Below are 25,777 nucleotides of genomic sequence, written 5' to 3'. Positions count from 1 at the left end.
CCGCCTGTGACCTTTGAAAGGACCAACCAGCTGATCAACGGCCGCTATCGGGTGCTGAACAGGCTCGGCAACGGCGGCATGGCCGTGGTCTGGCTGGCCGAGGACGTACGGCTCGGCCGCCTCGTCGCCCTCAAGGAACTCGGGCGTTCCCCGACCGGGGAGAGCTGGGCCGTACGGAGAAGGCGCACCGAGGATGAGGCGAAGGCCCTCGCGCGGCTCAGGCACTCGGGGATCGTCGAAATCTACGACATGTTCGAAGAGGACGATCACCCGTGGATCGTGATGGCCTACGTCAAGGGCCGCACGCTTCAGGACCTGATCGACGAGGGCCTCCAGCCGGGGGAACGCGGGCTCGCCAAGATCGGACGGGACGTGCTGGACGCCTTGGACGCCGCGCACCGCGCCGACGTGCTCCACCGTGACATCAAGCCGGCCAACATCATGATCAGCGATGAGGGCCGGGTGTTCCTCGTCGACTTCGGGATCGCCCGGATCCTCGGCGACAGCAAGGTAACCGCCACGCATCTCTTCGTGGGGTCACCGGAGTTCCTGGCGCCGGAGCGGATCAACGACCGTGATCCGGGGCCGTCATCCGACCTCTGGTCACTCGGCGTCACCCTCTTTTACGCGCTCGAAGGACGATCGCCGTTCAGCAGGAGGAGCTTGGAGGCCACCCTAGGCGCCATCCTCCTGGACGACCTTCCTCCCATTACCCGCCCCGGGCCCCTGGCCGATGTGATCGTCAAGCTGCTCCGCAAGGACGCCGCCCAGCGCATGACCGCGGACCGGCTCGCCGTGGCCTTGGACGCGATCGCGCACGAACCCGATCGACGGCAGCGGCGCGAGGACAGCGATCACCATGACATCAAGCACCGGGACATCAAGCACGACAAGGTGCCCCCTCGAACACCGCAAAAGCCATCGCCACCCCTAGAGGTTCCCCCTCTCGCAGAGGTTCCGCCTTTAGCGGGATTGTCCAAGGACGCCGCCGTACGGATGGTGAGCGGGGCGGAGCCCGAGACCGCGGCGGCCGTACTGCTACGCCTCTCCACGGACAAGGCTGTCGCGGTTTTGCTCGCGCTGCCGACAAAGGACGCGGCCGGCAGGCTGGACCTGATGGCCGTCAAGGTGCCTGAGGCCGCCCGCGTGCTGACAGCACTGCCGCCCAAGCGAGCCGCCGGGATGGTGGGCTACATGAAGACATCCCAGGCCGCGCCACTGCTGAACGCCATCCCGCCCGGCGACGCCGCGGCCATCCTCCGGCATACCGACGGCCGTACGGCAGGCGCCATCGTGGGCCGCCTCGCCGAACATGCCGGCGCCATCCCGCTCATCGAGGCGATGTCGGTGGAGAAGGCATGCGAGGTGCTCAGCCACGTGCACCCGGCCAGAATCGCGGAACTGCTCAAGGCGTCAACGGACGGACGCGGCGATCTTCTCCTCAGACACCTCGACCCGGTAGTGCGCGACGAGGTTCTCCGCCACCTCAAATAGCACTGCCCCACCTGACCGAATCGCTATAGAACCTCTTCTCGAACGGCTCCGGCCTCATCGACGTCGCGGACGCGTTCGCAGTAGAGCGGGGCGATCAGCCGAGCGGCGCCGGACGCATCGTGGAGCGGGTGCGACTGCCAGCCCCAGTCGCGACCGACCCAAAGGAACCCATGCTGGAGACTCACCCAGACGACGAGCGTCGAAGCAAGGCTGAGCGCCGGGTCTCCCGCACGGCCTGTTTCGCCTTCTCATTCATGTGGGTGCCCTCGCGTTGCCGGATGTGGGATCAGTCCAAGTAGATGGCCTGCGGATGAGCGGAAGCAGGATGACAATGAGGAGCACCGGCGGACACGATCCGTGTTCGAACCTGTACAGAGGTGAACATGGCCGACTCCCCCAATGGGCCATGCGGATCCGCGCGGAGCGCAAGTCTCGGCTGTGGGACGTCCGTGCCATGGCCCGGCGTCCGCGCGTCGCGGCAGGCGACGACCGCCGCGACCTTCCTGATCATGAGGCTCTCGTACGGTCCATCCGTCGCTGGGAGTCAGGGCGGATCACGGTTCTGAGCGAGCGATACCGGCTGCTCTTCTGCCGAGCGCTGAGGATGGACGAGGACGCTCTCTTCGCAGACGCGGCCCCTGCTCCCGGCGACTCAGGAGTATCCGGCGATCCGGCTGACTGTCCGCCCGCGGCCCGGCACGACCTCAACGCGATGACGGCCTTTCGTGGCGCGGATCGGCGCGTGGGCGGCGGTCATCTCTACGCCACGGTGGTCGGCTACCTGGAGCGCGATATGGCCCCACGCCTGTTCGGAGGCGCCGACGGGCCGACAGCGGTCGTCGCTGCCGCCGCCTTGACCGAGATGGCCGGATGGATGGCGCACGACGCCGGCCGGGACGACACCGCGGGCCGGCACTTCTCCCGCGCGCTCGACCTTGTGGCCGTCGGAGGCGACCGGCAGCTCGAAGCCCACATCCTCGGCAGCATGAGCCACCTCGCCCAGCACCGCGGGCGCGCGACCGATGCCGTACGGCTGGCCCGCCGCGGAACGGAGATGCTGAGGAGCACCCGTACGTCTGCTGCGGCGATGGAGGCGCGGTTGCTCACCATGGCCGCTCGCAGCTTCGCCTCACTGGGGGATTCCACGCAGTGTGCCAGCCTGCTGCTCCAGGCCGAACGCACCCTTGAACGTGAGCAGAGACCTTCGCCGTGGATAGGCCCGTTCGACGAGGGCTCGCTGGCGCTCGATGCGGCGCGTTCCATGCTGGCGCTCGGCCGACTCGGGGAGGCGCGTCAGCAGTCAGATCGCGCTGTCGCCCTCCGTTCCGGAGATCGCACGCGCAGCCGGGCGTTGGCGCAGCTCGTTTTAGCGAAGGTGCTGCTGGCAGAGGGCAGCCCCGAGGAAGCGTGCGGCGTCACGAAGAGCGTTATTGACGACACATGCTCCCTGAGCTCACTCGTCGTCACGCGCCAATTGGCAGATCTCCAAGTCCTTCTCGCGGCGTATCGTGGGGAGGAGATCGTCGCCGACTTCCTGGCCGCCCTGGATGAGGCCCTGAAGGAACGGCGCTGGCTGTATCAGTGGGGAGGCTCTGATCGTGGACCCGGAAGTCCCGCTCTATGAGCGCGATCCCGTAGCCTGGAACGCCTACCTCGCCGAGGGCAATGCCAAGCAGGCCCGGAAACGTGTCGGAGCCGACGTCCTGATCCGCGACGAGCAGGGTCGAATCCTCCTGGTCGACCCGAAGTACAAGCCGGACTGGGACTTACCGGGAGGCATGGCCGAAGCCAACGAGTCCCCCGCCGCCGCCGCACGGCGTGAGATCAAAGAGGAGCTCGGCCTGGACCTGGATATCGGCCACCTACTCGTCGTCGACTGGGTCTCCCCCCACGGCCCCTGGAACGACTCCCTGATGTTCATCTTCGATGGAGGAGTTCTAAGTGATGACCAAGCCGATGCTCTACACGTAGTGGACAGAGAGCTCATGGGTCTCCGTTTCGCCGATCCAGCGGAGGCCATGTGCCTCTTAAGGCCCTACGTGGGGCTCCGTGTCCGCTCCGCGTTGCACGCTCTGCAAGAGAATCGGTCAAACTATCACGAACGCGGAGATTTGCCTCAGTAGCCAGCAGTCTTAGCGGCGTTCTCCTCTTCCTCAATCACAGATCGCTGGCCAGAATGGGACAATGGCGAAGATCACGGAGTTCTTCCAAGTCACCAAGGCCGCGAGCCCCCATCCCACTGAGGTCGAGTGCGGCTATCAGGTGATCCACACGGAAGATGGCCCCCTGCTACAGCTGAGCACGTATGGTTCCGACACACGGCGATCCGAGAAGAAGGTCAGCCAGACTATCCAGCTTGACCGCAAAGCCGCAGCGGAGCTCCTAGAAATCATTAGAAGTTCCTTTCCAGGCGTGACATGAGTCCCGGCAGGTTAGTCACCTTCCGTAACCCTCGACTTGCCTGCTGAACTGTCAACCTCGGCAGTCTGTTCGGTTTCAAGCACCTTCGCCAGGTCGGGGTGGCTTCGCCGGCGCGCTAGACATGAGATCGATCATGGACGGGCGGATCATGACTTCTATGTCGATGCCGAGCGCGGCACCGTGTTCGATGAGCTTCCAGCGGGCGCCGGACAGGTCGCTGGATACGATCACTGTTCGGTCACGCTTGCGACGTACCGCCAGGCGCGTCGGCCGCCCAAACCTGTGCATCACCGGCAGGTAAGGACAAAGTGCCACATCTCAGGATAGACAGGACTTTCAGCTGCAGATCGGGTCCTTGCTGGTCGGCTAAATGAAGCCCGCCACTCGGATATGGACTGAAAGCAGACAAACGCAGCGTTCGTTCGGTTGGGCAAATTGTGCGATACCCCATAAAACGATCAAACGCCCCTCAATTGGTCAGTAGACCCGCATGGAGGTGCTCCGCAGGAGCTACGACGTGAACTCTCTCGGTCCGACCTGTTTGTCGCCCATGGCCTGTACCTTGAGAGATCAAGGTTCTGCGAATAGAACCTTGACAATCTATGGTGAAGCGGGACCGATGCAAGGAACAACGAAGGGGCGTCCGGGTAACCACCTCGACGACGTCGCCTGCGGTCCAGATGAGGAGATTGCGCGTGGACGCTGAGGACTCAATGCCGTGCAGGCATGCGGGTGCACCTCCGCAGGCGATCGTCGATTCGGTTTCCGCTCTCATCAGGGATTTAGGAGCCGAAAACACTCTTCTCAACCGGTATGGCTTGACAACGCAGGAGTACACCGCCGCTCTGCCCGCTGCCATCGAAGGCCTTCGGGGCAGCATGAGCGCCAGCGTCGCGGACCGGAAGGCCTTTCTCGCCAACCTCTTTCAGGGCATGCTGGCCAAAGGCGTTATCAACGATCTTGAGAAGCCTAACTACGGTGATGACACCGTCTACCGCCTGACGATCGACGGCTTCGGAGAGGTAGCCGTCATCCAGAAGGGTTGTCCGGACGGCAAGCACAGCAGTGTCCAGTGGTCCGCGCCGACATGGGCGCGGGAAACTTATCTGTGGTGGCTGTGCGACAGCATGCGCTACGAGCCCGGCGAACACCTTTCGAAGGGCATCAATCGTCTCCGTCAGAGGTTCTTCGGCGACTACCCGGACACGGTCGACGGTGTGATCTTTCACAATCACCTCTGCGGGACGGGACAACGACCGTGCCCGAAGATCAGCAACGCGGTGCGCTTTGGCGATGTCGACGCCCCTCCGCCCTGTGTCTACGTGATGCCGGACCGCGCGGACGGCGCAACCGAATGGAACTGGGACGGCGGCAAACACCGCTTCTTTCCGCAAATCCTGCTGAGCGCGTTCGGGATCTCACCGGAGCAGGCCCCATCTTTCACCGGCTACATCGGGTTCCAGAAGCGGACAGGCACCCTTCGTACCACCATCACCTCTCGCTTCGGTCCTGGGCGAGTTGTCACCTTTAGGAACTGATGATGTCCATTCCCAACCTCGACCCAGACCGTGCCGCCTTTCTTGAGGCCCGGGAGAAGCGGTCTCAGGTCACGGTGCCTGCGTGGCCCCGGAGCGACAAGGATCTTCCTCAGGTCGAAGTCGACGTCACCTGGGTCCGATTCTCGACGCTGAACCATCGGACCAAGGCCGAGCAGCTTCGGGAAATCCACCGAACCGGCCGTGATGATCTCTTCAGGACAGACCCGCTGGGCCCGGAGGCGCAGCAAGCCCAGTACGACATCCTGCGCGGCCAGGAGGGTTTCGACGCTTTGAAGGCCGATCTCGAAGAGAGGGGCCAGCAGGAGCCGGCGATCCTGACTGCCGAAGGGGTGCTGATCAACGGCAACCGGCGTTGTGCGGCGATGCGGTCTCTCTATGAGGACCATAATCTCAGATTCCAGTACGTCAAGTGCCTCGTCCTGCCGCAGGACGCGACAAAGCCGGAACTGTTGTACCTCGAAGCCGAACTCCAGGTCGCCCGTGACTTCAAGGAGGCCTACTCCTGGGTCAACGAGGCGATGCTGATCGAGGACCTGTTCAACGGCGCGGGCAGGGATTGGAAACAGGTGGCCGCGCGAATGCACCGTAAGGTCAGCGAAGTTCGTGATCTCTACGACAAGCTGCAGCAGGTTCATCAACTGGTTCAGCTGTCGCAGGGTGCTCGTCTCCATGTGGACTTCACCGAGAACGAATCAGCCTTTGACGAACTGGCCCGACACATCAAGAACAAGCCAGCCCAGGAGGCCGCCGCAGTCAAGGCCGTCTACTTCCTCGGCACACTTGCAGGAACTGAGTACCGGAATCTCCGCCACCTGCGACGAGCTGACGCTGCGGAGCTGGTACGGCGGGAAATCGAGGACGACGCTGCGCTTAAGCCGGTGCTTGACATCGCCGAGCCATCCCCTTCCGGCGACACCGAGGACGATTTGCTGGATGACGTGCTAGGCGGGAGTGGACCAGAGTCTCCACTTCACAACCTACTCAGCTTCGTCGCGACCAAGCGACCGGGGGCCAACGTCACGCTCCACAGCGGAGACAAGGTCGCAGTGCAGGACCTCCTCGCGAGCTTAAAGAGCGCCATCACCGCAGCGGCGAACGAGGCGGCGGAGGAGCAACGCGACCAGAGCGCGGTAACCGCCCCGTTGGTCAGAGCCAACAGAGCCATCGCCGAGTTGAAGCGGGTGCTGTCCACCCTCCCTAAGGCCCGCGCCTTCAACGAGTGGGATCAGAGGAGCCTGCTGGAGAAGGTCGACCAGATGGAAAAGCTCCTCGCGAAGATCAAGGAGGATAGTTGATCTTCGCTGAGCTCTATCGCGGCGGCCGTCCCATCGTCATCCTCGAACGCGGGGACGACTCCAACGACGGAGCCTGGGCGCGGCTTCAGGAGGCGATGTCTCGCGGCGTGATCGGCGGATCGGCCAAGCGCGCAGATGTACGAGCGGATGTCTTCCTCGCAGAGCTAGGCGCGGTCAGAGAGGTCCGCTCGCTCTTTGGCCAAATCCTCGAGTTCGGGCCGACGCTTACAGAGCAGCTGAGATCGCTTGCCCGCGACCGGAAGGCGCGCGAGATAGCGGTCTCGGACCCCGTAGAGGTCCCGTTGGAGGAACTTGAGGCAGAGCTCGAGAGAGCCGGCTTCCGCAGGGGCCTCAAGCCGTTCCAGCTCGAAAACTTGGCTACGATCATGCGGCTGCCGCACGGGGCGGACTTCTCCGTACCCGGTGCTGGGAAGACGACCGTCGCACTGGCCAACTTCACTCTCAACCGGGCGCGTGGCAGGGTCGAACAACTGCTGGTCATCGGTCCAATCGCGGCCTTCCAAGCCTGGAAGGAGGACTCTGCGGCGTGCCTGAGCCCAGCAACGTGGGTCGCCATCCACACCAGGCCAGGATCGCTGATCCCCGAAGATGTCGACATCCTCCTCACCAACTACAACCGGGTCGCCGCCGACTACGACCGGATCAGGCAGTTCGTGGCGCTTCGGCCAACTCAGATCGTCCTGGACGAGGCGCACCGGATCAAGAAGGGCGAGCAGGGGGTGCATGGTAGGGCGGTCCTCGACCTCGCTTATGCGGCAAAGCGCAGAGACGTGCTCACCGGGACACCCGCGCCGCAAGGGGCCTACGACCTGATTGCGCCGATCCGGTTCCTGTATCCGGGGCAGGACCATCAGATCCTTCCGGCCGGCGCCTACTTCGAGCGTGACGGGAGAGACCCGGAGGTCCTAAACGCGACGAGCAAAGCGATCTCGCGCTACTTCGTGCGGACGCCGAAGTCGCGGCTGGAACTGCCCGCCACACAGTTCGTTGTAGGCGTTCAATCGATGGGCCCAATTCAGCAGGCGATTTACGAGGCTCTCCTTGGGAGGTACAGAGGGGAGTTTCAGCTCGATCGAGATGAGCGACGCCGGTTCGACCGGCTTGGGCGGATCATGATGTATCTGCTCGAGGCCGCGACGAACCCCATGCTGTTGGTGGCGGGATCCGACGAGTCCGACCAGGAGGGATTCGAACATCCGCCCCTCGAACTCCGCGGCAACGAGGCGATCGCCGACCTGCTACAGCGATACCGTGAACACGAGGTGCCCTGGAAGTACCACCGAATCGCGGAGATCGTCCGTGAGGCTGCGGCAAGGCACGAGAAGGTGCTCGTCTGGTCGACCTTCGTTCGCAATCTGAAGCTCTTGGGCGGCCACCTCAAGGAGTTCCAGCCGGCGATCGTTCATGGCGGAGTTCCGCCTGAAGACGGTGCTCCGCCGGGGGTTCTGACACGGGACGCCGAACTAGACAGGTTCCGTCACGACCCAAACTGCAGCGTCCTTCTGGCCAATCCGGCGGCGTGTGGCGAGGGTGTGAGTCTTCACCACTGGTGCCATCACGCGGTCTACCTCGACAGGACGTTCAACGCAGGGCACTACCTACAGAGCCAAGATCGCATTCACCGCCTCGGTCTTAAAGAAGGCACGATCACCCGCTTCACGATCCTGCTCAGCGAGGGAACAATCGACCAGACCGTTGAAGGGAGGTTGCGCGAAAAGATTGTCGCGCTCTCCCGGCTGATGGACGATCCCGGACTGGTCCAGGTCGCGTTGCCAGAACCGGATGAGGACGCCTCCGATCAGCCAGTCGCCAGTGACGACGTAGTGGCCTTGATCTCGCACTTGCAAGGCGGCGGGTGACGTGCTTCCCCGGCACGGACTGACCTACAGCGTCCTACTGCTCGTCCGGGTGGCCAGCCTGGCCCCCCGGAGGAGCATCGATGACTGGGCGGATGCGGCCCGCGCCCATGGCTCCTACCTCGCCTCGGCCATTGACCTTGAGGCCTCCGCCAGGTCCCTGGCCGCTTGCGGTCTCGTCAGTCTTACCGACCCCGTTCTGCTGAGTCCGCGGCTCGCCGGAATCGCTGACCTCGGAGCCACGGTGACCCTGCAGGACGTCTCGCGCGTCCTATTAGCCGCCGCCCCGCCGCCCTGGCTCCGCCTCGCCGTCTCCGCTGGCAGCGTCTCGCGGGAGTACATCCCCGCCGAGGATCTCAAGGCCCTGCTCTGGCTCGAACCCGAGCTAGACCGGATACTCCTTGATACTTACGTACAACTCGACCAGCCCGACCAGGCAGAGATCCGTAAGCGGATCGGCGAGGCCGCGGAACTCGTCGTGTTCGCGGCGCTTCGGCACATGGGGCACAAGCCGGTCCGTGTCTCCCAGATCTCCGACGCATACGGCTATGACATTGAGGTTCGCGGAACCGGTATCGATCGCATCGAGGTGAAGGCGGCAGGACCCACGACGCGCGGAACTTTTCATCTCACGCGCAACGAGTACGTGAAGAGCCTGCAGTACGGCAAGCAGTGGCGTCTCATCCAGGTCATTTTTAATAGCGCTGCATTCGTGGCCGACGAAATAGACGCCTCGCATGTCGGGGCCGTCCACCAGCTAGCCCCTGGGACCCTTCAGCAGGTCGTTCCGCCGGACACTCCGCAGTTCGCCTGGGAGGGGTCCGCATTGCTATCCCTGCCAGACACGGCCTGGTGCTCTCCGAGACTCGTCCCGGATCCGGACTTCAAGATCCCCGGAATCGGAAGAGCCGCGGATTGACTAGACCGGCACCAGAACCCGTTCGGCTGGATTTGCGCAGCGAATCGGATCTGCGCCGGGCTGCGGCCTCCGCAGGCTGGATCAATGACGGTGCTGCCCTAGGCGTGTGAATCTCGTCGGCGTGGATGACCTTGTAAAGACACAGGTCAGTTGGTGTATCCGGGCGCATACTCATGAAACGACTGTCAGGTGGCGGCCGTGGCAAAAGCGGGAAGCTTAGAGATCAGCTCCCTTCGGGGCTGCGTTCATACGCTCACTGGTCCCGCTGCTGGTCGCGGCCTCAGGCACATCCGTACTCATAGCCCGTCGACGCCGATCGGTTCCCATGCGCTTGCTGCGGACGACTTGCTCAACACGTAGAGCCGCCCCGTGCGGATCCTCGTGCTCCCAGACTACGATGAGTGTCCAGCCTGCAGCAGCTAGTATGTCTTCAAGAGCTGCGTCGCGTCTTCGATTCTTCTCAAGCTTCTCCTGCCAATAGCCTTGGTTCGCCTTTGGCAAGCGATGATGCTGCTCACAACCGTGCCAGTAACATCCCCGAAGCTCTACACAGACCTTCGCCCTGGTGAAGACCATGTCGGCGGTTCGTCTGACTTCGGGGATTGGTCGTGCGCATACCCGATATCGGAGACCGAGAGCGTGGACGGCTCGACGAAGAGCAAGCTCTGGGGCGGTGTCTCGGCTGCGGTTCGCCTGCATCGATTTCCGAGTTGCAGATGTGCTTGCCCAAGAGTCGGCCACAACAGGATGGTACGCGCCCGTAGACATCCGATGGCTATAGCCCAAGGTCCTCGTCGATGAGCAGCATGGGATCCGTGTCCGTAGGACCAGTCGGGTCGGACACCTCGGACAACAAAGATCCCACCAGTGCCTCCACATCGATAGCACTCGCATCAGGCTCGGGCCGGCCATCGACGAACGCCAAGCGGGTAGCAGCAAGATATGCGAGACGGACGGCCTGGACTACGATCACTCGCCGCAGACCAGGCGAGACTTCTCCCCGCTCATGAGCTACAGCCGCCAGTCTGGCGAGCGTTTCTGCACGTCGGGCGATCCGGGTGTCCGCATGCCCTCGCTCCTGGCGTGCTTCGGAGCCAATAAGATCGACCCGTATGGAGTCAGGCAAAGGCGCGCGGGCACTTACGGGAGGGATCTTCTCGTTGAGGATGGCGCCGAACCGCGACCGTTCGATTGCCTGCACGTAGACGGAGTACTCGACAGAGTCGAGGCGACGACGGGCAGTCTTGTCCGCGTTCTTTGTGCCCTCCAGGTCCCATAGGGGCCAGAGTTCGATCTCTGCGACCTCGAAGACGTCGAGGATGCGCATTGCGACTGCGTCGGTCCGCTGGTTTGTCAAATGGCGACGTACTCGAACCCTGAGCTGCTCGTTGGTCTGGCCGACATAGATGGGCTCGCCGTCGTAGTCGTAGAAGGCATAGACCCCCCACTGCGCGTTCGCCCAGACCTGACCTGCTTCGTCAGTCTGCGAAAGTGCGTCATCAAGTGATCTACGAAAATCCCGGACGGCCGGTGCAGGAAGCTCGCTCTTTAACGGTTTCTGCCCCTTGCCGGTCTTGCCCTGTCCACTGGGCACCCGCGGACCTCCTCGGGTGAGATCGTTGACTCTGATGGATCTTCAGAGTCTAGGCAACAACCTCACCCGGTCAATCAGACGGGGTTGTTCAGCGATCGCCTGAGCACGAGACTCGTTATCTGTTCGACTCGGCAGCCTCGACAAGGGGACGCAGATAGTGTCTGGCCAGCCACTCAACCACATCGACACAGACTGCGTCGCCGAAGCCAAACAGGGCTTGATTCCGGCGAAGCCCGTCGAGGTTATAGTCTCTGGCACCCATCAGTCGGGCGTATTCACGTTCGGTCATCCAGCGGACGTTGATCTCATTGCCGTTCACCTGGACAAGAGCTTGCTTCGACGATCCGCCGCGTGCGGTGCGGAGGCATCCAGCGATCTCATCGGCGCGCATCTCCCACATCGGCTTCCCATCCCGGGTCCTCCGGTATGCGGTGCGGTGGGCAAGCCGCTTGGAGGCCATAAGTTGTTCCAGCCGCTTCTTCTGTACCGGTGACAGTGACTCCAGGAAGGCGGTTGTCCGCTTAGCATCCCACCAGCGCTCGTCATGCGCAGGTAGAGGATCCACAACGTCGGCTAGGCCGGCGGTGAGAGGGGGCGGGAGCCGCGGAAGAGCCGCCTTATGCGTAACAAGAGATGGGTTGTCGAATACTGCCTGAAGTCGCGCAGGTCGAAGAACCAGATCGTCTTCTTGTGTCTCTATCGGCTTGCTGAGGGCTCCAACCAAAAATAGCCTGGGCCGCGACTGGGGCACGAAGTGTCGAGCATCCAGAGCTAGAACGTCGACGGAGTAGCCGATCTCATTGAGCGCCATGATTGCATCTACTAGATCTTTTCCACCATGACTAGTGGCGAGTCCGCTCACGTTCTCTAGAGCGACAACCGCCGGCAATCTGTGTTGCCTCTTGAGGTCATTCATCACACGGATGAAGTGCCAGAAGGTGCCCGTGTGCTTTCCATTGAGACCTCGACGCCACCCCGCCAGGGAGACGTCGATGCAGGGGAAGGACGCCCACGCGAGTGAGATCTTCCGAGGCATCTTGGCGATGTCCACATCGGCGACATCACCCGAGAAGTAGTGATTTCCAGAACCTTTGAAGTGGGTCCGGTACATCTCCTTCTTCTGGGGGTCGAAGTCGTTCGCCCAGACGCACCGAAATCCTGCGCGCTCCAATCCCATCCTGACGAGGCCGATCCCAGCGAAGAACTCGGCCACAGTGGGTTGAAGATCCAGGTTTAGCTGCGGTCGAACCACACGCTCCGGCGCAAGAGTCACGGTAGTGACCATATGACACCCCCTCCTTGCTTGCGTACCTGACCGACCCAGTGTCGATCGAGTCCTGGCGAGGATCTCTCGCTCAGATGTTCTACAGGTTGCCACTGACATCCCGTGCCGCCCTTCAGCAACCGACAGCATTCCATCTGCGATCACCCTTTGCGGCAGCCTTGGTGAAGCCATGCAGGTTCACCCCAACCCGCCGGCGCGTGCCCCCTCCCGCACGCTGGCATTTGGGATGCCAGGAACTCCATGGCGACGGCGAGGTGCCGAGGCCTTGCCGTACGGCAGGCCCTCACACCTTCGCGGTTGACGATCCCGTCGCGAGATCAACGAGCTGCTGGCCAACGTGTGATCGTTCGCGCCCGATACCGCCTCGTGCGGGCGTCCCCAAAGGCGCCCGCGCGAGGCGGTGGGGTGTCAGTGCTTGGATCACCTTGATGCCGAGGCTGTGCGCCTCGTCGACCATCGTCTTGGTGACGTACGGGCGGTAGCCCGGATCGGTGACCTTGCCATTCTGCGGGAACCCATGCACGGGGGAGAACGCGTCGGTGCCGATACACCTTGCTCAGCAGCGGCGTACGAGCATCGAGGGCCGGCCGTTGGCCCGGAAACTCCGGCAACGTCTTCGCGCCCGCAATCGAGGGTCCTGACCTGAGCGAGGGTAAGCGTGTTGATGTACTTTCCGACGCTCCTCGGCACGGCTGACTGGCTGGCTGTCGAGGAAGGCTGACGTATGGGTGGTGTGATCGTGCGGCAAGACGGAGGTCCCGCCGGCACGATCATGCTGGCTTCAGCGCTTGTGCCTCTTGCCGTGGCCGCTACGGCGGCCACGGGAGCCGGGTGCCGGGGTGTTCGCGAACCGCAACCGGTGAGCGCGGGCTCGCATCGGCTCGGCCACCAAGGTGCGCAGCTCCTCCATGCTCACCTCGGAGGGATGGCCAGACTCCAGGACCGTCTCGATCAACCCGAGCGCGTCCTTCCCGGCCATCTCGGTGATCTGGTCCATCGCCGCTTCCGGGCCGCCCAGCTCCAGGAGGGTGACCAGCCCCTCGGCCAGCAAGGACAGTTGCTCTGCAGTGGTGAGGTCCTCGGGCCGTAGATCCCCGGGCGTCGAGGAGAGCGGTCACGGCGACGGGTCCCAGCACTCGATCCCCGCGCAACTTCAGGAGCATCGACCGTCCGTCCGCTCGCGCCTCCACCAGAGTGGAGAGCATGGCGGCCGCTCGGGTGCGGAAGGGGCAGGCGCGTATGGAATCCAGCAGCGGCTCGACGTCCTCGCCGTGCGCCGCCAGCCAGCCTTCAAGCTCTACTGCGGCGGTCTCCGGCGACTAGCGCTCCGCCAGCACACCCAGCAGCTCCCCCGGTGGGGCATCCACCAACTCTCCGACCAGCGGGACGTCCCGTCCATCGGCCAGCATCCGCTCCCGTACGGCCCGCAGCCCCAGGGGCGTCAACTGGACGAGGGCTCCCGGTTCGGCCAGGTGCGTGAGGAGGCGGGCACGCACCGCGGGCGGCAGCGGATGCTCGCCGTCGAAATGTTCGACAGCGATGTCGTGCTCGTACTCGCTGGAGTACAACTCATCGGCCATCCCGTGGCTCAACTCGACGGCGCCGAGTTCGGACAGCACCTCCAGGGCCGCGACGAGGTCTCGGTCGGTCTGCCGCCGCCACACCTCTTCCTTTACGGCATCAGGCTTGAAGAAGAAATGATCCTGGCAGGCCAGCCAGACCGTCTCCTGGAGCCGGACCACGGGGACGGGGCTCGACATGCCGTACACGCTGTTCAGCACGTCGGGCAGCAGCTCGTCGAAATCCTTGACGAGCATCGACGAGTCCATCCACGTGGAGGCGGGCGCGGCCACCGCGTCGCCCAGATCGAAGAACACCTCGAACGCCCTTGACCACAGCGCTTCCGGATCGCGTAGGAGTGCGGCGGCCTTGGCTACCCGGAGCAGGCGGCCCTTGCTCACCCGGACGAGGCGTGGGCCCTTGGCCCAGGCGAGCAGGAGGCTCACCTTGCGCATCTCCGCCGAGCTGCGCACTTTCAGGTCCTGCTCGCCCGTGCCGAGCACTCCGGCCAGTTCCCGCGCGTCGGCCAGGCGCAGATTCCCGGTGCCGGTGAGCGGCCGTCCCTCCGCCCCCGCCCAGTCGGCCAGGGCCACCAGCTGTCGGACGATCGCGCTTCGCCGCCGCCTCGGCGAGCTCCGCCGCGGGCGGCAGGCCACGGGAAGCTGGGAGTACGCTCGCTCTTCCTCAAGTCCGGGCCGGGTGAACCGAGCCTGCACCAACGTGTCGAGCACCTCAGGGTCGTATTCCACCCGCCCCGCGTCGCATGAAGGCGCTCATCACCCGGCGGTAGAGCAAGGCGTTGGGGGCGTCGAGATGCGCGAAGACACTTGTCAGTGAATGAGGCATGACGAAACGTCAGTATGCCGCAGTGAACCGGACTCTGAATCCACGTGCTGACACTCCGTACCCTTTGACCGCCGGTGCTCCGAATGCGGCCTCACGGCCTACACCGAGATCAGGCCCGGCGGGTCAGTGCTCCTGGTCCTGGAGCGCGTAGGCGACCGCGCGGTCCAGCTTGAGTTTCGTCCCGCTGCGGAAGGCCCTCGTGTACGCCTGGGCCGGAAGCGCCTGCCGCGCGTGCTCGTCGCAGCGCTGGTGCGAGCTCATGGTGTATCTCAGCTCGGTCGGCGAGGAGTCGATGCCCTGCCAGAGCGTGTCGGCGGCGCCCAGGAGCCGGGCGGCGCGTTCATGCAGGCCGCGTGCGCCGGCGGTCCAGGCGAGCACCTCTACGCAGTGAGTGAGGCACCACTGGTCGTTGACGATCCTCAAGGGCATGAGCGCTTCCCTCATCAGTGCCTCGGCCCGGCGCCAGTCGCCCTGCCTCCATGTGGAGATGCCGATCACGAGCAGCGCGTACGGCCGGTAGAGGGGTGCGCCGTACGTTTCACACAGTGCGAGTAGCTGTTCACCGTACACTTTGGCCCGGTCCGGGTCTTCGGGCGAGCTGAAGGCGGCGGCTTGGAAGAGGGTGCGGCTGACCGCGTTGACGTCGCCGATCGCCCGATGGCGGGCGAGGGCCTCGTCCATGAGCGCCAGCCCGCGCCGGTACTGGCCGGAGACCAACGCGACCTCCCCCTCGATCTGTACGCCGAGCGCGATGACCGACTCGTTCCCGATCTGTCGTGCGAGGGTGCGATATTCGTTCAGCCGTGGCGTCGCCGCGTCGAGATTGCCCTGATGGACGGCGATCTCGCAGTCGGCCGCCAAAGCGGCCATCCGTGCCGTGCTCGCTTCCGGCACGAGAGCGAGTCCCCTATCGAGCCAGTGCCTGCCCTCGTTGAGGGCACCCGAGACGACCCAGTAGCCCCACAGCGAGGAGGCGATCTCCAGCCCCATCGGCCCGTCGCACGGCCGGGCGAAGCACAGGTCGAGGGCGGCGCGGATGTTCGGAAGCTCGCGTTGCAGAGTCCGGAACCGCTGGAACTGGTCCGGAACCATCCGGTCGATCCCGTTGCGGTCCGCCAGGCGCCGATAGTGATCCCGGTACCGCCGGGACAACGCCTGCTCCTCCGCGGCGGCCATGTGCTCACGGCCGTACGCGCGGAGGGTCTCCAGCATCCGGTAGTGGACTTCCGGCTCCCGGTGTTCGACGGTCAGGACGGACTTGTCGGCGAGCCCCGCCACCAGCTCGTACACGTCGTCACGGTCGATCCCGTCACCCCCGCAGACCGCTTCGATCGTCTCCAGGTCCACGCCGGCGGGGAACATGGAGAGCCGGGCCCACAGCTGCCGCTCATCGGGCGAGCACAGGGCGAAGCTCCAATCCATGGTCGCCCGCAGGGTCTGGTGGCGCGGCAACAGGGCGCGGTCGCCGTTGGCTGGCACCTGGAAGCGCTCGTCGAGCTCACGGACGAGCTGCTCCACCGGCACCACACGGAGGCGTCCCGCCGCCAGCTCGATGGCCAGGGGGATCCCGTCCAGGCGCTGGGCCACGTGGGCGATGGTCAGGGCGTTGGCCGCGTCGATCACGAAGCCGGGCCGTACGTTCACCGCCCTTTCGACGAACAGCCGCACCGCGTCGCACCGGGCGATGCCGCGAACGGTGTCGGCGAGGTCCGGGACGGGCAGCGACGGCACCTTGAGGACCTGCTCTCCGGACACCCCGAGCGCCTGCCTGCTCGTGGCGAGGATCCGCAGCCGCGGGGCCGCGCGAAGCAGCCCGTCCACGAGGTCGGCGCACTCCTGCAGCAGATGCTCGCAGTTGTCCAGGACGAGGAGCAACCGCTTGTCCATCAGATAGGCCGTCAGGCCGGGCATCGCGTGCCATCGGGTGTCGCTGAGGCCCAGGGACGCGGCCACGGCGGGCTCCAGCAGCTCGCCGTCTTCCAGCGTGGCCAGCTCGACGAACTCCACCCCGTCCGGGAACCACCCCCGCACGGATGGGGCGACCCGCCGCGCCAGCCGGGTTTTGCCGACCCCGCCGGCGCCGGTCAAGGTCAGCAGCCGCGTTTTGGGCAGCAGCCGCCTGACATCGGACATCTCTCTCTTACGCCCGATGAAACTGGAGGCCTCGGCCGGCTGGTGATCTCGAATGAGCTCGTCGTGGACAATCATGGTGATCCACCACTCAGATGGCGCGGCGATCCGGGAACCGCCCGCCCCGCAGAGGGGCTTTGACGGGCACGCGGCCCGCATATGCCCTGGTAGTGACGATACTCTCCCGCGCCGATCATTGGAAAGAGAAAGGACCGCCGGCTGGCGGCGTTCGGCAACGGAATCATTGGAGCACCACTGGACACACCGCACGACCGAGCATGACCAAGAACGACGAAACACGGCGAGATCGAGGAGTTGGGAAATGTCCGCACGATTTGAGGGCAAGGTCGCCCTGGTGACCGGAGCCGGATCGGGCATCGGCCGCGCCAGCGCCCTGGCGTTCGCTCGCGAAGGCGCCACCGTGGTCGCCACGGGGAGCCGGGCGGAACCGATCGACGAGACGGTGCGGTTGATCGGGGAGGAGGGCGGCAAGGCCAGCTCCGTGGTGGCCGACGTCTCCCGCCCCGACGACGTCGCCCGGCTCGTCGAGACGGCCGTCGAGCGTCACGGCGGCCTGCACATCGCCCACAACAACGCCGGAGTCTTCCCCAAGCCCGCCCCGGTCGCCGATCTCGATCTGGACGCGTGGAACGCCGCCCTGGCGGTCAATCTGACCGGAATCCTGCTCTCGATGAAGTACGAGATCGGCCACATGCGTGACCACGGCGGCGGTGTCATCGTCAACATGGCCTCCAACATCGGCTACCACGGCCGCCGCCCCGGCATGGCGGCCTACGCCGCGTCGAAGACCGCCGTGAGCGCGCTGACGCGAGTGGCGGCGCTCGACCACATCAAGGACGGCGTGCGGATCAACGCCGTGAGCCCCGGCGCCACCGACACCACCATGTCGCTGCGACCGGGGGAGACCGAGGCCGGCCGCGCGGCCCGGCTGGCCACCGCGGTTCCCCTCGGGAGAGTCGGCCAGACGGCCGAGGTCGTCGCGGCCGTGCTCTGGCTCGCCTCGGACGAGTCCGCCTTCGTCGTCGGGCACGACCTCGTGGCCGACGGCGGGGTCACTGCCTGACCCGCTCTCGCTGCAGGGCGTCACCCGCTTCGGTGCGGGCCGTACGGAAGAACCGAGCGTCAGCGCACTGGCAACGAGCTCACTCCCAGGCCGTGAGCCGGATGAACTCCTCCAGTGAGAACCGGCCGTCCCCGTCGACGTCGCCCTCCAGGTCCAGCGAGCCGATCGCCTCGGGGGGCAACTGGGGGAAATACTCGACCAGCTCCGCTTCGGTGATGTAGCCGTCGCCGTCGCGGTCGATCGCTTCGAATTCGCTCTTGAGGGCAGCCAGTCGCTCTTCGGGGAGTTCTTCGGACACCGTGACCTGTCTTTCCTTCAGTACGTTCGCCTCGGACGGCGACAAACCTCCGCCAGCTTAGAAGGAGCTCCAACATGGCCCCGACCCCGGCTCCGGGGCTGCGCCCCATGCCCGGCTCCGGGGCTGCGGCCCATGCCCGAGCCCGTCATGTCTCCTCGGGGTCGCGTCCGAGCGCCGACCGGCCGCCGTCGACCGGGACGATCGCCCCGTTGATGAAGCTCGCCTCGTCCGACAGCAGGTACGTCACGGCGGCCGCCACCTCGTCGGGGCGTCCCACCCTGCCCAGCGGATGCAGCAGCCGCATCTCGTTCTCGATGCGGCCGGCCGCGGCGGGCTCCTGCTGATCGAGAAAGGCCGCATAGCGCTCCGTGCCGATCGAACCCAGCGCGACGGCGTTGACCCGGACACCGCGGGGCCCGTAGTCGACCGCCAGCGCGCGGGTCAGCCCTTCGGTCGCCGCCTTGGCCGTCGCGTACGGCAGGGCCCCGCGGACGGCCCGTTGGGCCTGATGTGAGGAGACGTTGACGATCGCACCCCCTCCCCCCGCCGCGATGAAACGACGGATGGCGGTGGCACACCCGACCACGGCGAGACTGAGGTTCATCGTGATCAGGTCGAGAACCTCGCGCGCCGGCACCTCGTGGAAGGAGGCGTCCCGGAAGACCGCGGCGTTGTTGACCCAGCCGGTGAGCGGCCCCGCGGCCTCCGCCAGGTCAGCGGCTCGCTCGGTGACCGTCTCGTCCGCGGCATCGCCGGCCACCGCGACCACGCGTGGACCGGCCGGGTGGCCGGCCGTCCAGGCGAGCGCCGCCGGATCGAGCTCGATGACGACCACGGTGTCGGTGTTGCCGAGGAGTCGCTCGACGATCGCGCGGCCGATGCCCTGACCGCCTCCTGTGACTACGTAAGAACGGCCCACGTCCACCCTTTCGGAGATCTCGACCGCCCGGTTCTCAGTCGGCTGGAGGCCATCACGCTGGAGCGATGAGCTGGGGATCGGTGACTCCGCCGGGACAGGCGAGCCCCACGATGTCCCAGCCGGCGCGCCGGGCTCCGGCCAGGTACGCGCTCTCGTAGAAGGCCAGTACGGCGGCGCACGGGTCCGGCGCGGACCGCGCGTCGGCGTAGCGCAGCACGGCCAGATGACCGCCTCGCTGAGTGATCCACTCCGCAGCCTCGGGCCGCAGGGCCTCCCCGTCGAGTCCTTCGGGCTCAGGGGCGGTGTAGGAGTAGAACGCCGGCTCGGGGAAGTTGTCGTCGCCGAACCAGAAGCCCGAGCTGATCAACTCCCGGGAGTAGGCCTCCCGGGTCACCGGATCGACCCGCGCCGGCTGATCGACCAGCCGGTCGGAGAACCTCGTGCATGCGATGTCGAACGTGTGCCAGAAGTGGTGCACCGGGCTGATCTTGCCGGAGTAGCCCGCGGCGAACTCCTCCAGCACCAGGTTGACCTGGCTGAGGACCTGCCAGTAACGGGTCACCAGGAGGGGATCGTACGCGGCGTGCTCGGTGTCGTCGGCGAACGGCCGGTCGGAGTCGGGCAGGTCGTACGGCCGGGGGATGTCGATGCGCACCCGCACACCGAGCGCCTCCAGCGCCCGCATGGTGTCGCGATAGAAGGACGCCACCGACTGGCCGTAGAGGGCGAAGGACACCGCCCGGCCGTCGACCGTGGTGACGATCAGCCGGTGTCCGACGAAGTCGAAGTCGATCGTGAAGATCGGGTTGCCGTCGGCCTGTCCCATCGGCCGGGTGGTGAGACCTCGCCCGGTGAGATGGAACGGCGCGTGCCACCAGTGGTTGCGCCGGACTCCGGAGGCGAGCCGGATCTTGCCCACCACCTGAGCGAACCGGTGCAGCGTGGCCTTGGTGTCCTGCCACTCGGCCAGTGGCATGGCCCCGAACAACTCCATGAGACCCACCGTTCCCCTGCTGCTCGTTTCGAAGACCGTCAGGACCGCGGAAAGCAAGATCTTCACCTCACGAGCGCCGCCGTGATCGCCTGCCGAGACCGCGCGTCGTCGAGGCGCTGTACGGCCCACTCGGTCCCCCGTACACATGGAATCGGATATTTAGACACAAAGCCGTCATTAGTGGTCTTAAGCAGTATATAAATTGATAATAAGAGATTCAAAGCGCCGAGTCCTCGTTTGTGGCAAGTCAAGCCTGGAAATCAAGACAGCGCCGGAAGATAGCCCACTAGAGGGCGACGGCGCATTTTTCTTCCCACTCGGGAGAGAACCAGAAGAATTTGGGCAATCGAATCCATTAAGGAGGACCGCCCGTGTTCAAGCAAATTCTCGCCGGGATGGCGCTCAGCACCGCCCTCGCCGGCGGCGCCCTGGCCATGAGCGCCACGGCCGCGAATGCCACGACGATTCCGGCCAACGGGAGCTGGGGCTGTAACCCCGGCAACAACAACGGGTGTAACAGCAACTGCAACAAGAACAACGAGTGTAACGAGAACAACTGCAACAACAATAACTGTAACAACTGCAACAGCAATTGCAATAACTGCAACAACTGCAATAACGGCTGTGAAGCCTCCTGCTGCAGCAAGAATTTCTGCTTCGGCGGCGGCAACGGCTTCGGCAACTGCGGCACCGGCTTCGGCGGTGGCCTCGGCGGCGTCGGCGGCGGCCTCGGCGGCGGGCTCGGGAAGGGCATCAGCTTCAAGAGAAACAACGCCTGCGGCAACAACGACAGCCGGAGCAGGTGCGACGACAGCAACTGGCTCAACGAGATCGACAGTTGGGCCAGGGGCTGCGACGACGACCGGGACGACGACTGCGACGACTGACGCGATGAGGAGGCCGAGGCCGCACCCATACGGCCCCGCATCTCCCAGCACGTGCGGTTCAAGGGCTCCGGCGGAACTCCGCCGGAGCCTTCGCGCATCCCGGAACCCACACGATTGCACGCCCCTGGCCGGACCCGCGGTAGGACGCCCCGGCTGGACCCCACACCGTTGGACGCCCCCGGCCGGTCAGCCGTCTCCCCGGCCGCACGCCGCACGCCGTGCGACCGGGCCCGCTGCGCTCGGGCCAGCGCTCGGGCCAGAGCTCAGGCCGGTGATAAGACCAGTGATCGGACCGGTGGTCAGGCCGGTGATTTCGACGGGTCCCCGACGATCGACCTGATGGCTTCCAGCACGTACGGCCAGGCGTCGGAGAGCGGGTCGATCAACCCGAAGTGCTCGACGCCTTCCAACTCCACGAGCACGGCCGACTTCTCCCGCTCGGCGAAGCGGCGGCTGAGCGCGATGGGAACGACATCGTCCTCGGTTCCGTGCAGCAGGACGAGACGATCGTGGCCGTACGGCAGCAGCCGGAGCGGGTCCGTCTCACCGAGCAGCTCAAGCCGGCCGCCCAGCAGGTCGGAGACCGCTCCTTTGCCCAGGCCGGTCTCGATGGACCCCCCCAGGTCGGACACGGCGGCCAGCGCCACCACTCCGTCGATCTTCAACGTCTCGTGCCACGGCGACGTGACGGGAAGCCGCTGGCGCAGGGCCGACCAGAGCGCGAGCTGCCCGCCCGCCGAGTGCCCGACGAGGACGACACCTCCCCCGGTCGGCGGCGCGGCCAGGATCGCGTCGACCGCCGTGGCCACGTCGTCGAACGTGCCCGGATAGCCGCCGCCCTCCCCGCCGGTCCGCCGGTATTCGACCGAGCACACGGTGTATCCCGCGGCGGCCAGGGCGTCCGCCATGGGACGGGTGTGCATGCGGTCGACCCGGTCTCGCCAGAAACCGCCGTGCAGCAGGACGACGACGGGCGCGTCCGGCTCGCTCCCGCCGGACCGCAGATCGATGATCTGGTCGGGGTGCTCGCCGTAGCGGATGACGGAGTCCGGAGACCTGGACGGACGGGTCAGCAGGTCGCGGTAGGCCATGAGCAGATCGTACTTCCCCTGGGAAAATGGCCCATCTTTTCTACAGCTCTTTATCCGCCGAGCCACCTCATGAATAGCCGAACAGCCGTCCTGGGCACGCGGTGGCAGGAAGTTGTTCGGGACCGGCATCTTACTGATGCCGATTTCCCTGGTTCCCAGACCGTGAAATGCGCAGTATCGCACCTGAAGGAATGCCCCTCGGGAGGATTGATGACTGCGACGACGATTCGCCACGTCTCGGTGCTCGGCTGCGGCCTGATCGGAACGTCGATCGCGCTCGCGCTCCGGAAAGCCGGCGTCCATGTGCGGCTGTCGGACCGTGACCCGGAGTCGGTGGCGAAAGCCGTACGGATGGGGGCGGGGGTCGCGTTGACATCGGACGACCCTCCCGCCGACGTGGTGGTCATCGCCACTCCGCCCTCCACGGTCGTCGCCGTGCTGCGCGACGCCCAGGCACGCGGGCTGGGCGGCGTGTACACCGATGTCGCCAGCACGAAGGCGGGAATCCTCGCCGACGCCGAGTCGGCCGGATGCGATTTCACGAGCTACGTCCCCGGACATCCGATGGCCGGCCGGGAGCTCTCAGGTCCCGGCGCCGCGCAGGCGGATCTGTTCACCGGCCGGCGGTGGGTGCTGTGCCCGCACCCGGCGACCCCGCCGGGGCGGGTCCGTCTGGCGGCGGAGTTGGCGGCGCTGTGCGGGGCGCGGCACACGCTGGTCCAGCCCGACGTCCACGACCAGGCCGTCGCCATGGTCTCGCACGCGCCGCATCTCGTGTCGGCGGCCGTCGCGGCCCGGTTCGCCGGTGCGGACGAGATCACGCTTTCGCTGGTGGGCCGGGGGCTGCAGGACGTGACGCGGGTCGCGAGCGGCGCCCCCGGCCTCTGGTCCGACATCCTCCGGCAGAACGCCGATTCGGTGGCCGCGGTGCTCGACGCGGTGATCCGGGACCTTTCCGCGGCCGCGGCCGCCCTGCGGAGCCCCGGCCACGGCGTCTCCGACGTGCTCGCCGACCTGCTCGTCAGAGGTAATCGGGGCCGCGCCCTCATCCTCCACGCGGACCAGGCGAGCGCGCCGGCCCCGGCGGACGCGGCGGACGCGGCGAGCCGCGACGCGCAGCTGGCGGCCTGAAAGCCGGGTAGGCCGATGCCCCGGCGGTCGATGCCCGGCGGTAGATGGCCGGCGGTAGATGGCCGGTGACCAGCGGTCGATGGCCGGTGGCCGGTGATCAGCGACCGGTGGCCGGTGGCGGAGCGGTTGGGAGTCGAACATGGGCTGGCCGCCGGCGGCGCAGGGGTGACCCGCGCCGCTCGGCGGCCATGGAGGGGCGTCGCTTCCGGACCATCGCGTCAGCGCCGGTCCGGCACGGGGGTCACAGGGGTTCGGGGACTATGGCGGCGCCGGTCGCGGCGTCCAGGACCCGGATGGCCTGCACGGGACAGCACTCCGCGGCGTCGATGACGTCCTCGTCCGGAGGGATCTCGTCCGAGACCGGGCGGGACCCGGTGGCCGTGAGCTCGAACCGGCCGTCCGCCATCGCGACGCAGACGCCGGAGGAGTGGCAGACCCGCTGGTCCACGACCAGCTTCCATCGGGGAGCTTCGGTCATCGCACGTGTCCCAACGGCTCGGTTCTCGGTCGTGTCGCCCTTTGCTGCGCACCCGCGTCGTCCAGGCGCTGCCGTACCTTCGCGTCGCCCACAGGGGGTCCGCGTCCGGTACGGCAACGCCCACGACCTCTAGATGTAAAACGTGTTGGGCTCGAGGCCGCAGAGGATCCTGCCGTACAGCTCGGCATTCGTGTTGGGGTGCATGAGCGCGTGCAGGTTGACGCTCTGGACGTCGCGGGCGATGCGCTGGATCGGCACGTCGGTGTAGATCGACGATCCGCCGCTCGCCAGCGCGAAGATGTCCACGGCCTCCTTGCCGAGCCGGCACACGGCGCCCATGTCGGCGCGGACCCTGGCCCGCTCCTCCAGCGTCCACGGCTCGCCCCGCTCGCCCTTGGTGTCGACCGTGGCCGCGAGGCGCTCGGCGTGGAACCGGGCCTCATCGATCTTCATGGTGGCGTCGGCGACCTGCAGATGGGTGAGCGGGGCCTCGCTCTGGCTCTCGTAGTTCGTGTAGGTGATCTTGCGTCCGGGGAGCCGCTCGAAGAACGCCTCCCGCGCGGCGTTCGCCAGGCCGAGCACGGTCCCGACCGAGGACGCGGAGGCCACGGGGAGCAGCGGCGCCCGGTAGATCGGGGAGGCGGCGTTGAGCTTCGACGCGTACTGCTCGGTGAGGATCGCGGGCAGCGGGAGCACCCGCTCGGCCGGGATGAACAGGTCCTGCGCGACGGTGGTGACGCTGCCGGTGCCCCGCAGGCCCGACGTGTGCCAGTCGTCGATGATCTCCAGCTCCGACCGCGGGACGAGCGCCATGATCGGCATCGGCTCGCCTTCGGGCGACACCTGGATGGCGACGATCTCCTGCCAGTGGGCGTGCCAGGCGCCGCTGACGAATCCCCACTTGCCGTTCACCACGACGCCGCCGCTGACCGGCGCGGCCATGGCGGTCGGGCTGAGCGTCCCGCACACCCGCACGTCCGGGGTCGAGAACACCTCGTCCTGGACCTCGTCCGGGAAGAGGCACGTCATCCAGGTCGGGATCCAGTAGACGGACGCCGTCCACGCGGTCGAGCCGTCGGCCCGCCCGAGCTGGGCGGCCACCTCGACGAGGGTGCGGGTGTCGGACTCGTAGCCGCCGTAGCGTGCGGGCACCCGCATCTTGAATATCCCGGCGTCGGCCAGGGCCTCGATCGACTCGTCATGAATGCGCCGGTTCTCTTCTGACCAGGCCGCGTTCTTCCGCAATGTCGGCACGAGCTCGGATGCGCGGCGAACGAGCTCTTCCCGCGTCGTCACGTCGGTCGTCAACATCGTTTTTCCTCCTGGGGAATGACCCGCGGCCGCCGTGCGCGGCCGGTTACGCGAGAGCCGCCGGTTTCACGGCGGAAGCCAAGTACGGCGGAAGCCATGTACGGCGAAGCCGCTTACGCGAGGGACGAGATCTCCGCCTTGGCGGCCACCCTTCGGATGAGGGCCTCCAGGTTCGGGTCCTCCTCGAAGATGTCCCCCACATCAACCGAGATGCCGAGCTGCTCCTCGATCCGCGAGACAAGCCGGACCGCGGAAATCGACTCGCCCTCCAGGTCGAAGAACGTGGCATCCTCCATCCCGTTCGGCACATCGAGTACGTGCTTCCAGATCTCCGTGACTTTCTCCTCAATCGCGGAGAAACTGAGCTCGGTGGGAAGGTTGCCAGTCATCCGATGCCCTCCATTTGCCAGACGAATGTCCATGAGGCGTGCGCAGATCTGTCGCCTGCTGACCTGTATTCGGATTCTCGTCACATCGTCTCGGCCGAACGAATGACCTGCATCTCTGAGATTGCCCGACCAATTGCGCAATTCACGAGAAAGCCGGAACAGAACATCCCCCGCCGAAGACCGGGAAAGGCTCGACGGGGGATGCGCGGAAATCG

24 protein-coding genes are annotated in these 25,777 nt (G+C 65.9%); 10 read left to right on the top strand and 14 right to left on the bottom strand.

The genetic code is table 11. The annotated features are described in order from the left end of the window. Nucleotides 1-6 precede the first annotated feature (6 nt). From N5079_RS14640 to N5079_RS14610, 7 genes are all read left to right on the top strand, one after another. On the top strand, nt 7-1,494 hold the full coding sequence (locus N5079_RS14640) for a serine/threonine-protein kinase (RefSeq protein WP_261584294.1): 1,488 nt from the start codon (nt 7-9) through the stop codon (nt 1,492-1,494). A gap of 712 nt (nt 1,495-2,206) precedes the next feature. Then, complete coding sequence (locus tag N5079_RS14635) at nt 2,207-3,118, top strand: hypothetical protein (protein WP_261584293.1); 912 nt, start codon at nt 2,207-2,209, stop codon at nt 3,116-3,118. Beyond that, a complete protein-coding gene (locus N5079_RS14630; protein ID WP_261584292.1) occupies nt 3,093-3,617 on the top strand; it encodes an NUDIX domain-containing protein in 525 nt (174 codons plus the stop codon). Before N5079_RS14635 ends, N5079_RS14630 begins: the two co-directional genes overlap by 26 nt. Nucleotides 3,618-4,610: 993 nt before the next feature. After that, complete coding sequence (locus tag N5079_RS14625) at nt 4,611-5,453, top strand: hypothetical protein (RefSeq protein ID WP_261584291.1); 843 nt, start codon at nt 4,611-4,613, stop codon at nt 5,451-5,453. A 2-nt stretch (nt 5,454-5,455) separates the two neighbouring features. Continuing rightward, on the top strand, nt 5,456-6,769 hold the full coding sequence (locus tag N5079_RS14620; protein WP_261584290.1) for a hypothetical protein: 1,314 nt from the start codon (nt 5,456-5,458) through the stop codon (nt 6,767-6,769). Continuing rightward, nucleotides 6,766-8,649, top strand: a complete 1,884-nt coding sequence (locus tag N5079_RS14615) for a DEAD/DEAH box helicase (RefSeq protein ID WP_261584289.1) — start codon at nt 6,766-6,768, stop codon at nt 8,647-8,649. The genes N5079_RS14620 and N5079_RS14615 overlap by 4 nt, the downstream gene beginning before the upstream one ends. Nucleotide 8,650: 1 nt before the next feature. After that, nucleotides 8,651-9,565 (top strand): DUF3883 domain-containing protein, encoded by a 915-nt coding sequence (locus tag N5079_RS14610; RefSeq protein WP_261584288.1) that lies wholly within the window; start codon nt 8,651-8,653, stop codon nt 9,563-9,565. Nucleotides 9,566-9,781: 216 nt separating this feature from the next. On the opposite strand, the gene N5079_RS14605 is transcribed toward N5079_RS14610, so the two are convergent. From N5079_RS14605 to N5079_RS14575, 7 genes are all read right to left on the bottom strand, one after another. After that, nucleotides 9,782-10,333: a very short patch repair endonuclease gene (locus tag N5079_RS14605; protein ID WP_315967834.1), complete on the bottom strand. Its 552-nt coding sequence runs from the start codon at nt 10,331-10,333 to the stop codon at nt 9,782-9,784. A gap of 7 nt (nt 10,334-10,340) precedes the next feature. After that, complete coding sequence (locus tag N5079_RS14600) at nt 10,341-11,159, bottom strand: GIY-YIG nuclease family protein (RefSeq protein ID WP_261584287.1); 819 nt, start codon at nt 11,157-11,159, stop codon at nt 10,341-10,343. 115 nt (nt 11,160-11,274) lie between these two features. Then, on the bottom strand, nt 11,275-12,444 hold the full coding sequence (locus tag N5079_RS14595) for a DNA cytosine methyltransferase (RefSeq protein ID WP_261584286.1): 1,170 nt from the start codon (nt 12,442-12,444) through the stop codon (nt 11,275-11,277). 283 nt (nt 12,445-12,727) lie between these two features. Continuing rightward, the gene (locus N5079_RS14590) at nt 12,728-12,967 is read right to left on the bottom strand and encodes a hypothetical protein (RefSeq protein WP_261584285.1); all 240 of its coding nucleotides are present in this window, start codon (nt 12,965-12,967) and stop codon (nt 12,728-12,730) included. Between the two features lie 258 nt (nt 12,968-13,225). Next, the gene (locus N5079_RS14585; protein ID WP_261584283.1) at nt 13,226-13,495 is read right to left on the bottom strand and encodes a hypothetical protein; all 270 of its coding nucleotides are present in this window, start codon (nt 13,493-13,495) and stop codon (nt 13,226-13,228) included. Nucleotides 13,496-13,763: 268 nt separating this feature from the next. Continuing rightward, nucleotides 13,764-14,753, bottom strand: coding sequence for a hypothetical protein (locus N5079_RS14580; RefSeq protein ID WP_261584282.1), 990 nt, complete (start codon nt 14,751-14,753; stop codon nt 13,764-13,766). Between the two features lie 220 nt (nt 14,754-14,973). Beyond that, nucleotides 14,974-16,983 (bottom strand): ATP-binding protein, encoded by a 2,010-nt coding sequence (locus N5079_RS14575; protein WP_261584281.1) that lies wholly within the window; start codon nt 16,981-16,983, stop codon nt 14,974-14,976. Nucleotides 16,984-17,302: 319 nt separating this feature from the next. Here N5079_RS14575 and N5079_RS14570 point away from each other — a divergent pair, with 319 nt between their 5' ends. Then, complete coding sequence (locus N5079_RS14570) at nt 17,303-18,064, top strand: SDR family NAD(P)-dependent oxidoreductase (protein ID WP_261584280.1); 762 nt, start codon at nt 17,303-17,305, stop codon at nt 18,062-18,064. Nucleotides 18,065-18,143: 79 nt separating this feature from the next. Here N5079_RS14570 and N5079_RS14565 read toward each other — a convergent pair whose 3' ends face one another. From N5079_RS14565 to N5079_RS14555, 3 genes are all read right to left on the bottom strand, one after another. Then, the gene (locus N5079_RS14565) at nt 18,144-18,362 is read right to left on the bottom strand and encodes an EF-hand domain-containing protein (RefSeq protein ID WP_261584279.1); all 219 of its coding nucleotides are present in this window, start codon (nt 18,360-18,362) and stop codon (nt 18,144-18,146) included. A 145-nt stretch (nt 18,363-18,507) separates the two neighbouring features. Then, nucleotides 18,508-19,281: an SDR family NAD(P)-dependent oxidoreductase gene (locus N5079_RS14560; protein WP_261584278.1), complete on the bottom strand. Its 774-nt coding sequence runs from the start codon at nt 19,279-19,281 to the stop codon at nt 18,508-18,510. A gap of 52 nt (nt 19,282-19,333) precedes the next feature. Beyond that, complete coding sequence (locus N5079_RS14555; RefSeq protein WP_261584512.1) at nt 19,334-20,275, bottom strand: DUF5996 family protein; 942 nt, start codon at nt 20,273-20,275, stop codon at nt 19,334-19,336. Between the two features lie 371 nt (nt 20,276-20,646). On the opposite strand from N5079_RS14555, the gene N5079_RS14550 reads away from it, so the two are divergent. Continuing rightward, complete coding sequence (locus N5079_RS14550; RefSeq protein WP_261584277.1) at nt 20,647-21,162, top strand: hypothetical protein; 516 nt, start codon at nt 20,647-20,649, stop codon at nt 21,160-21,162. A 299-nt stretch (nt 21,163-21,461) separates the two neighbouring features. Here the strand turns inward: N5079_RS14550 and N5079_RS14545 are convergent, their stop codons facing one another. Beyond that, on the bottom strand, nt 21,462-22,253 hold the full coding sequence (locus N5079_RS14545) for an alpha/beta hydrolase (RefSeq protein WP_261584275.1): 792 nt from the start codon (nt 22,251-22,253) through the stop codon (nt 21,462-21,464). Nucleotides 22,254-22,463: 210 nt separating this feature from the next. Here N5079_RS14545 and N5079_RS14540 point away from each other — a divergent pair, with 210 nt between their 5' ends. Continuing rightward, nucleotides 22,464-23,384 carry a prephenate dehydrogenase gene (locus N5079_RS14540; protein WP_261584273.1) on the top strand — a complete coding sequence of 307 codons (921 nt, stop codon included), beginning with the start codon at nt 22,464-22,466 and terminating at the stop codon, nt 23,382-23,384. Nucleotides 23,385-23,625: 241 nt separating this feature from the next. On the opposite strand, the gene N5079_RS14535 is transcribed toward N5079_RS14540, so the two are convergent. From N5079_RS14535 to N5079_RS14525, 3 genes are all read right to left on the bottom strand, one after another. Next, complete coding sequence (locus tag N5079_RS14535; protein WP_261584272.1) at nt 23,626-23,862, bottom strand: ferredoxin; 237 nt, start codon at nt 23,860-23,862, stop codon at nt 23,626-23,628. Between the two features lie 129 nt (nt 23,863-23,991). Further along, nucleotides 23,992-25,173 carry an acyl-CoA dehydrogenase family protein gene (locus tag N5079_RS14530; protein ID WP_261584271.1) on the bottom strand — a complete coding sequence of 394 codons (1,182 nt, stop codon included), beginning with the start codon at nt 25,171-25,173 and terminating at the stop codon, nt 23,992-23,994. A 113-nt stretch (nt 25,174-25,286) separates the two neighbouring features. Beyond that, on the bottom strand, nt 25,287-25,777 hold a 491-nt coding region (locus N5079_RS14525; protein ID WP_261584270.1), incomplete at its 5' end, for an acyl carrier protein.

This window comes from Planotetraspora sp. A-T 1434 (assembly GCF_025420585.1).
Lineage (GTDB): Bacteria > Actinomycetota > Actinomycetes > Streptosporangiales > Streptosporangiaceae > JAOEGB01.
The sequence above is the reverse complement of the archived record's forward strand: the minus strand, read 5'-3'. Positions and strand labels throughout refer to the sequence as shown.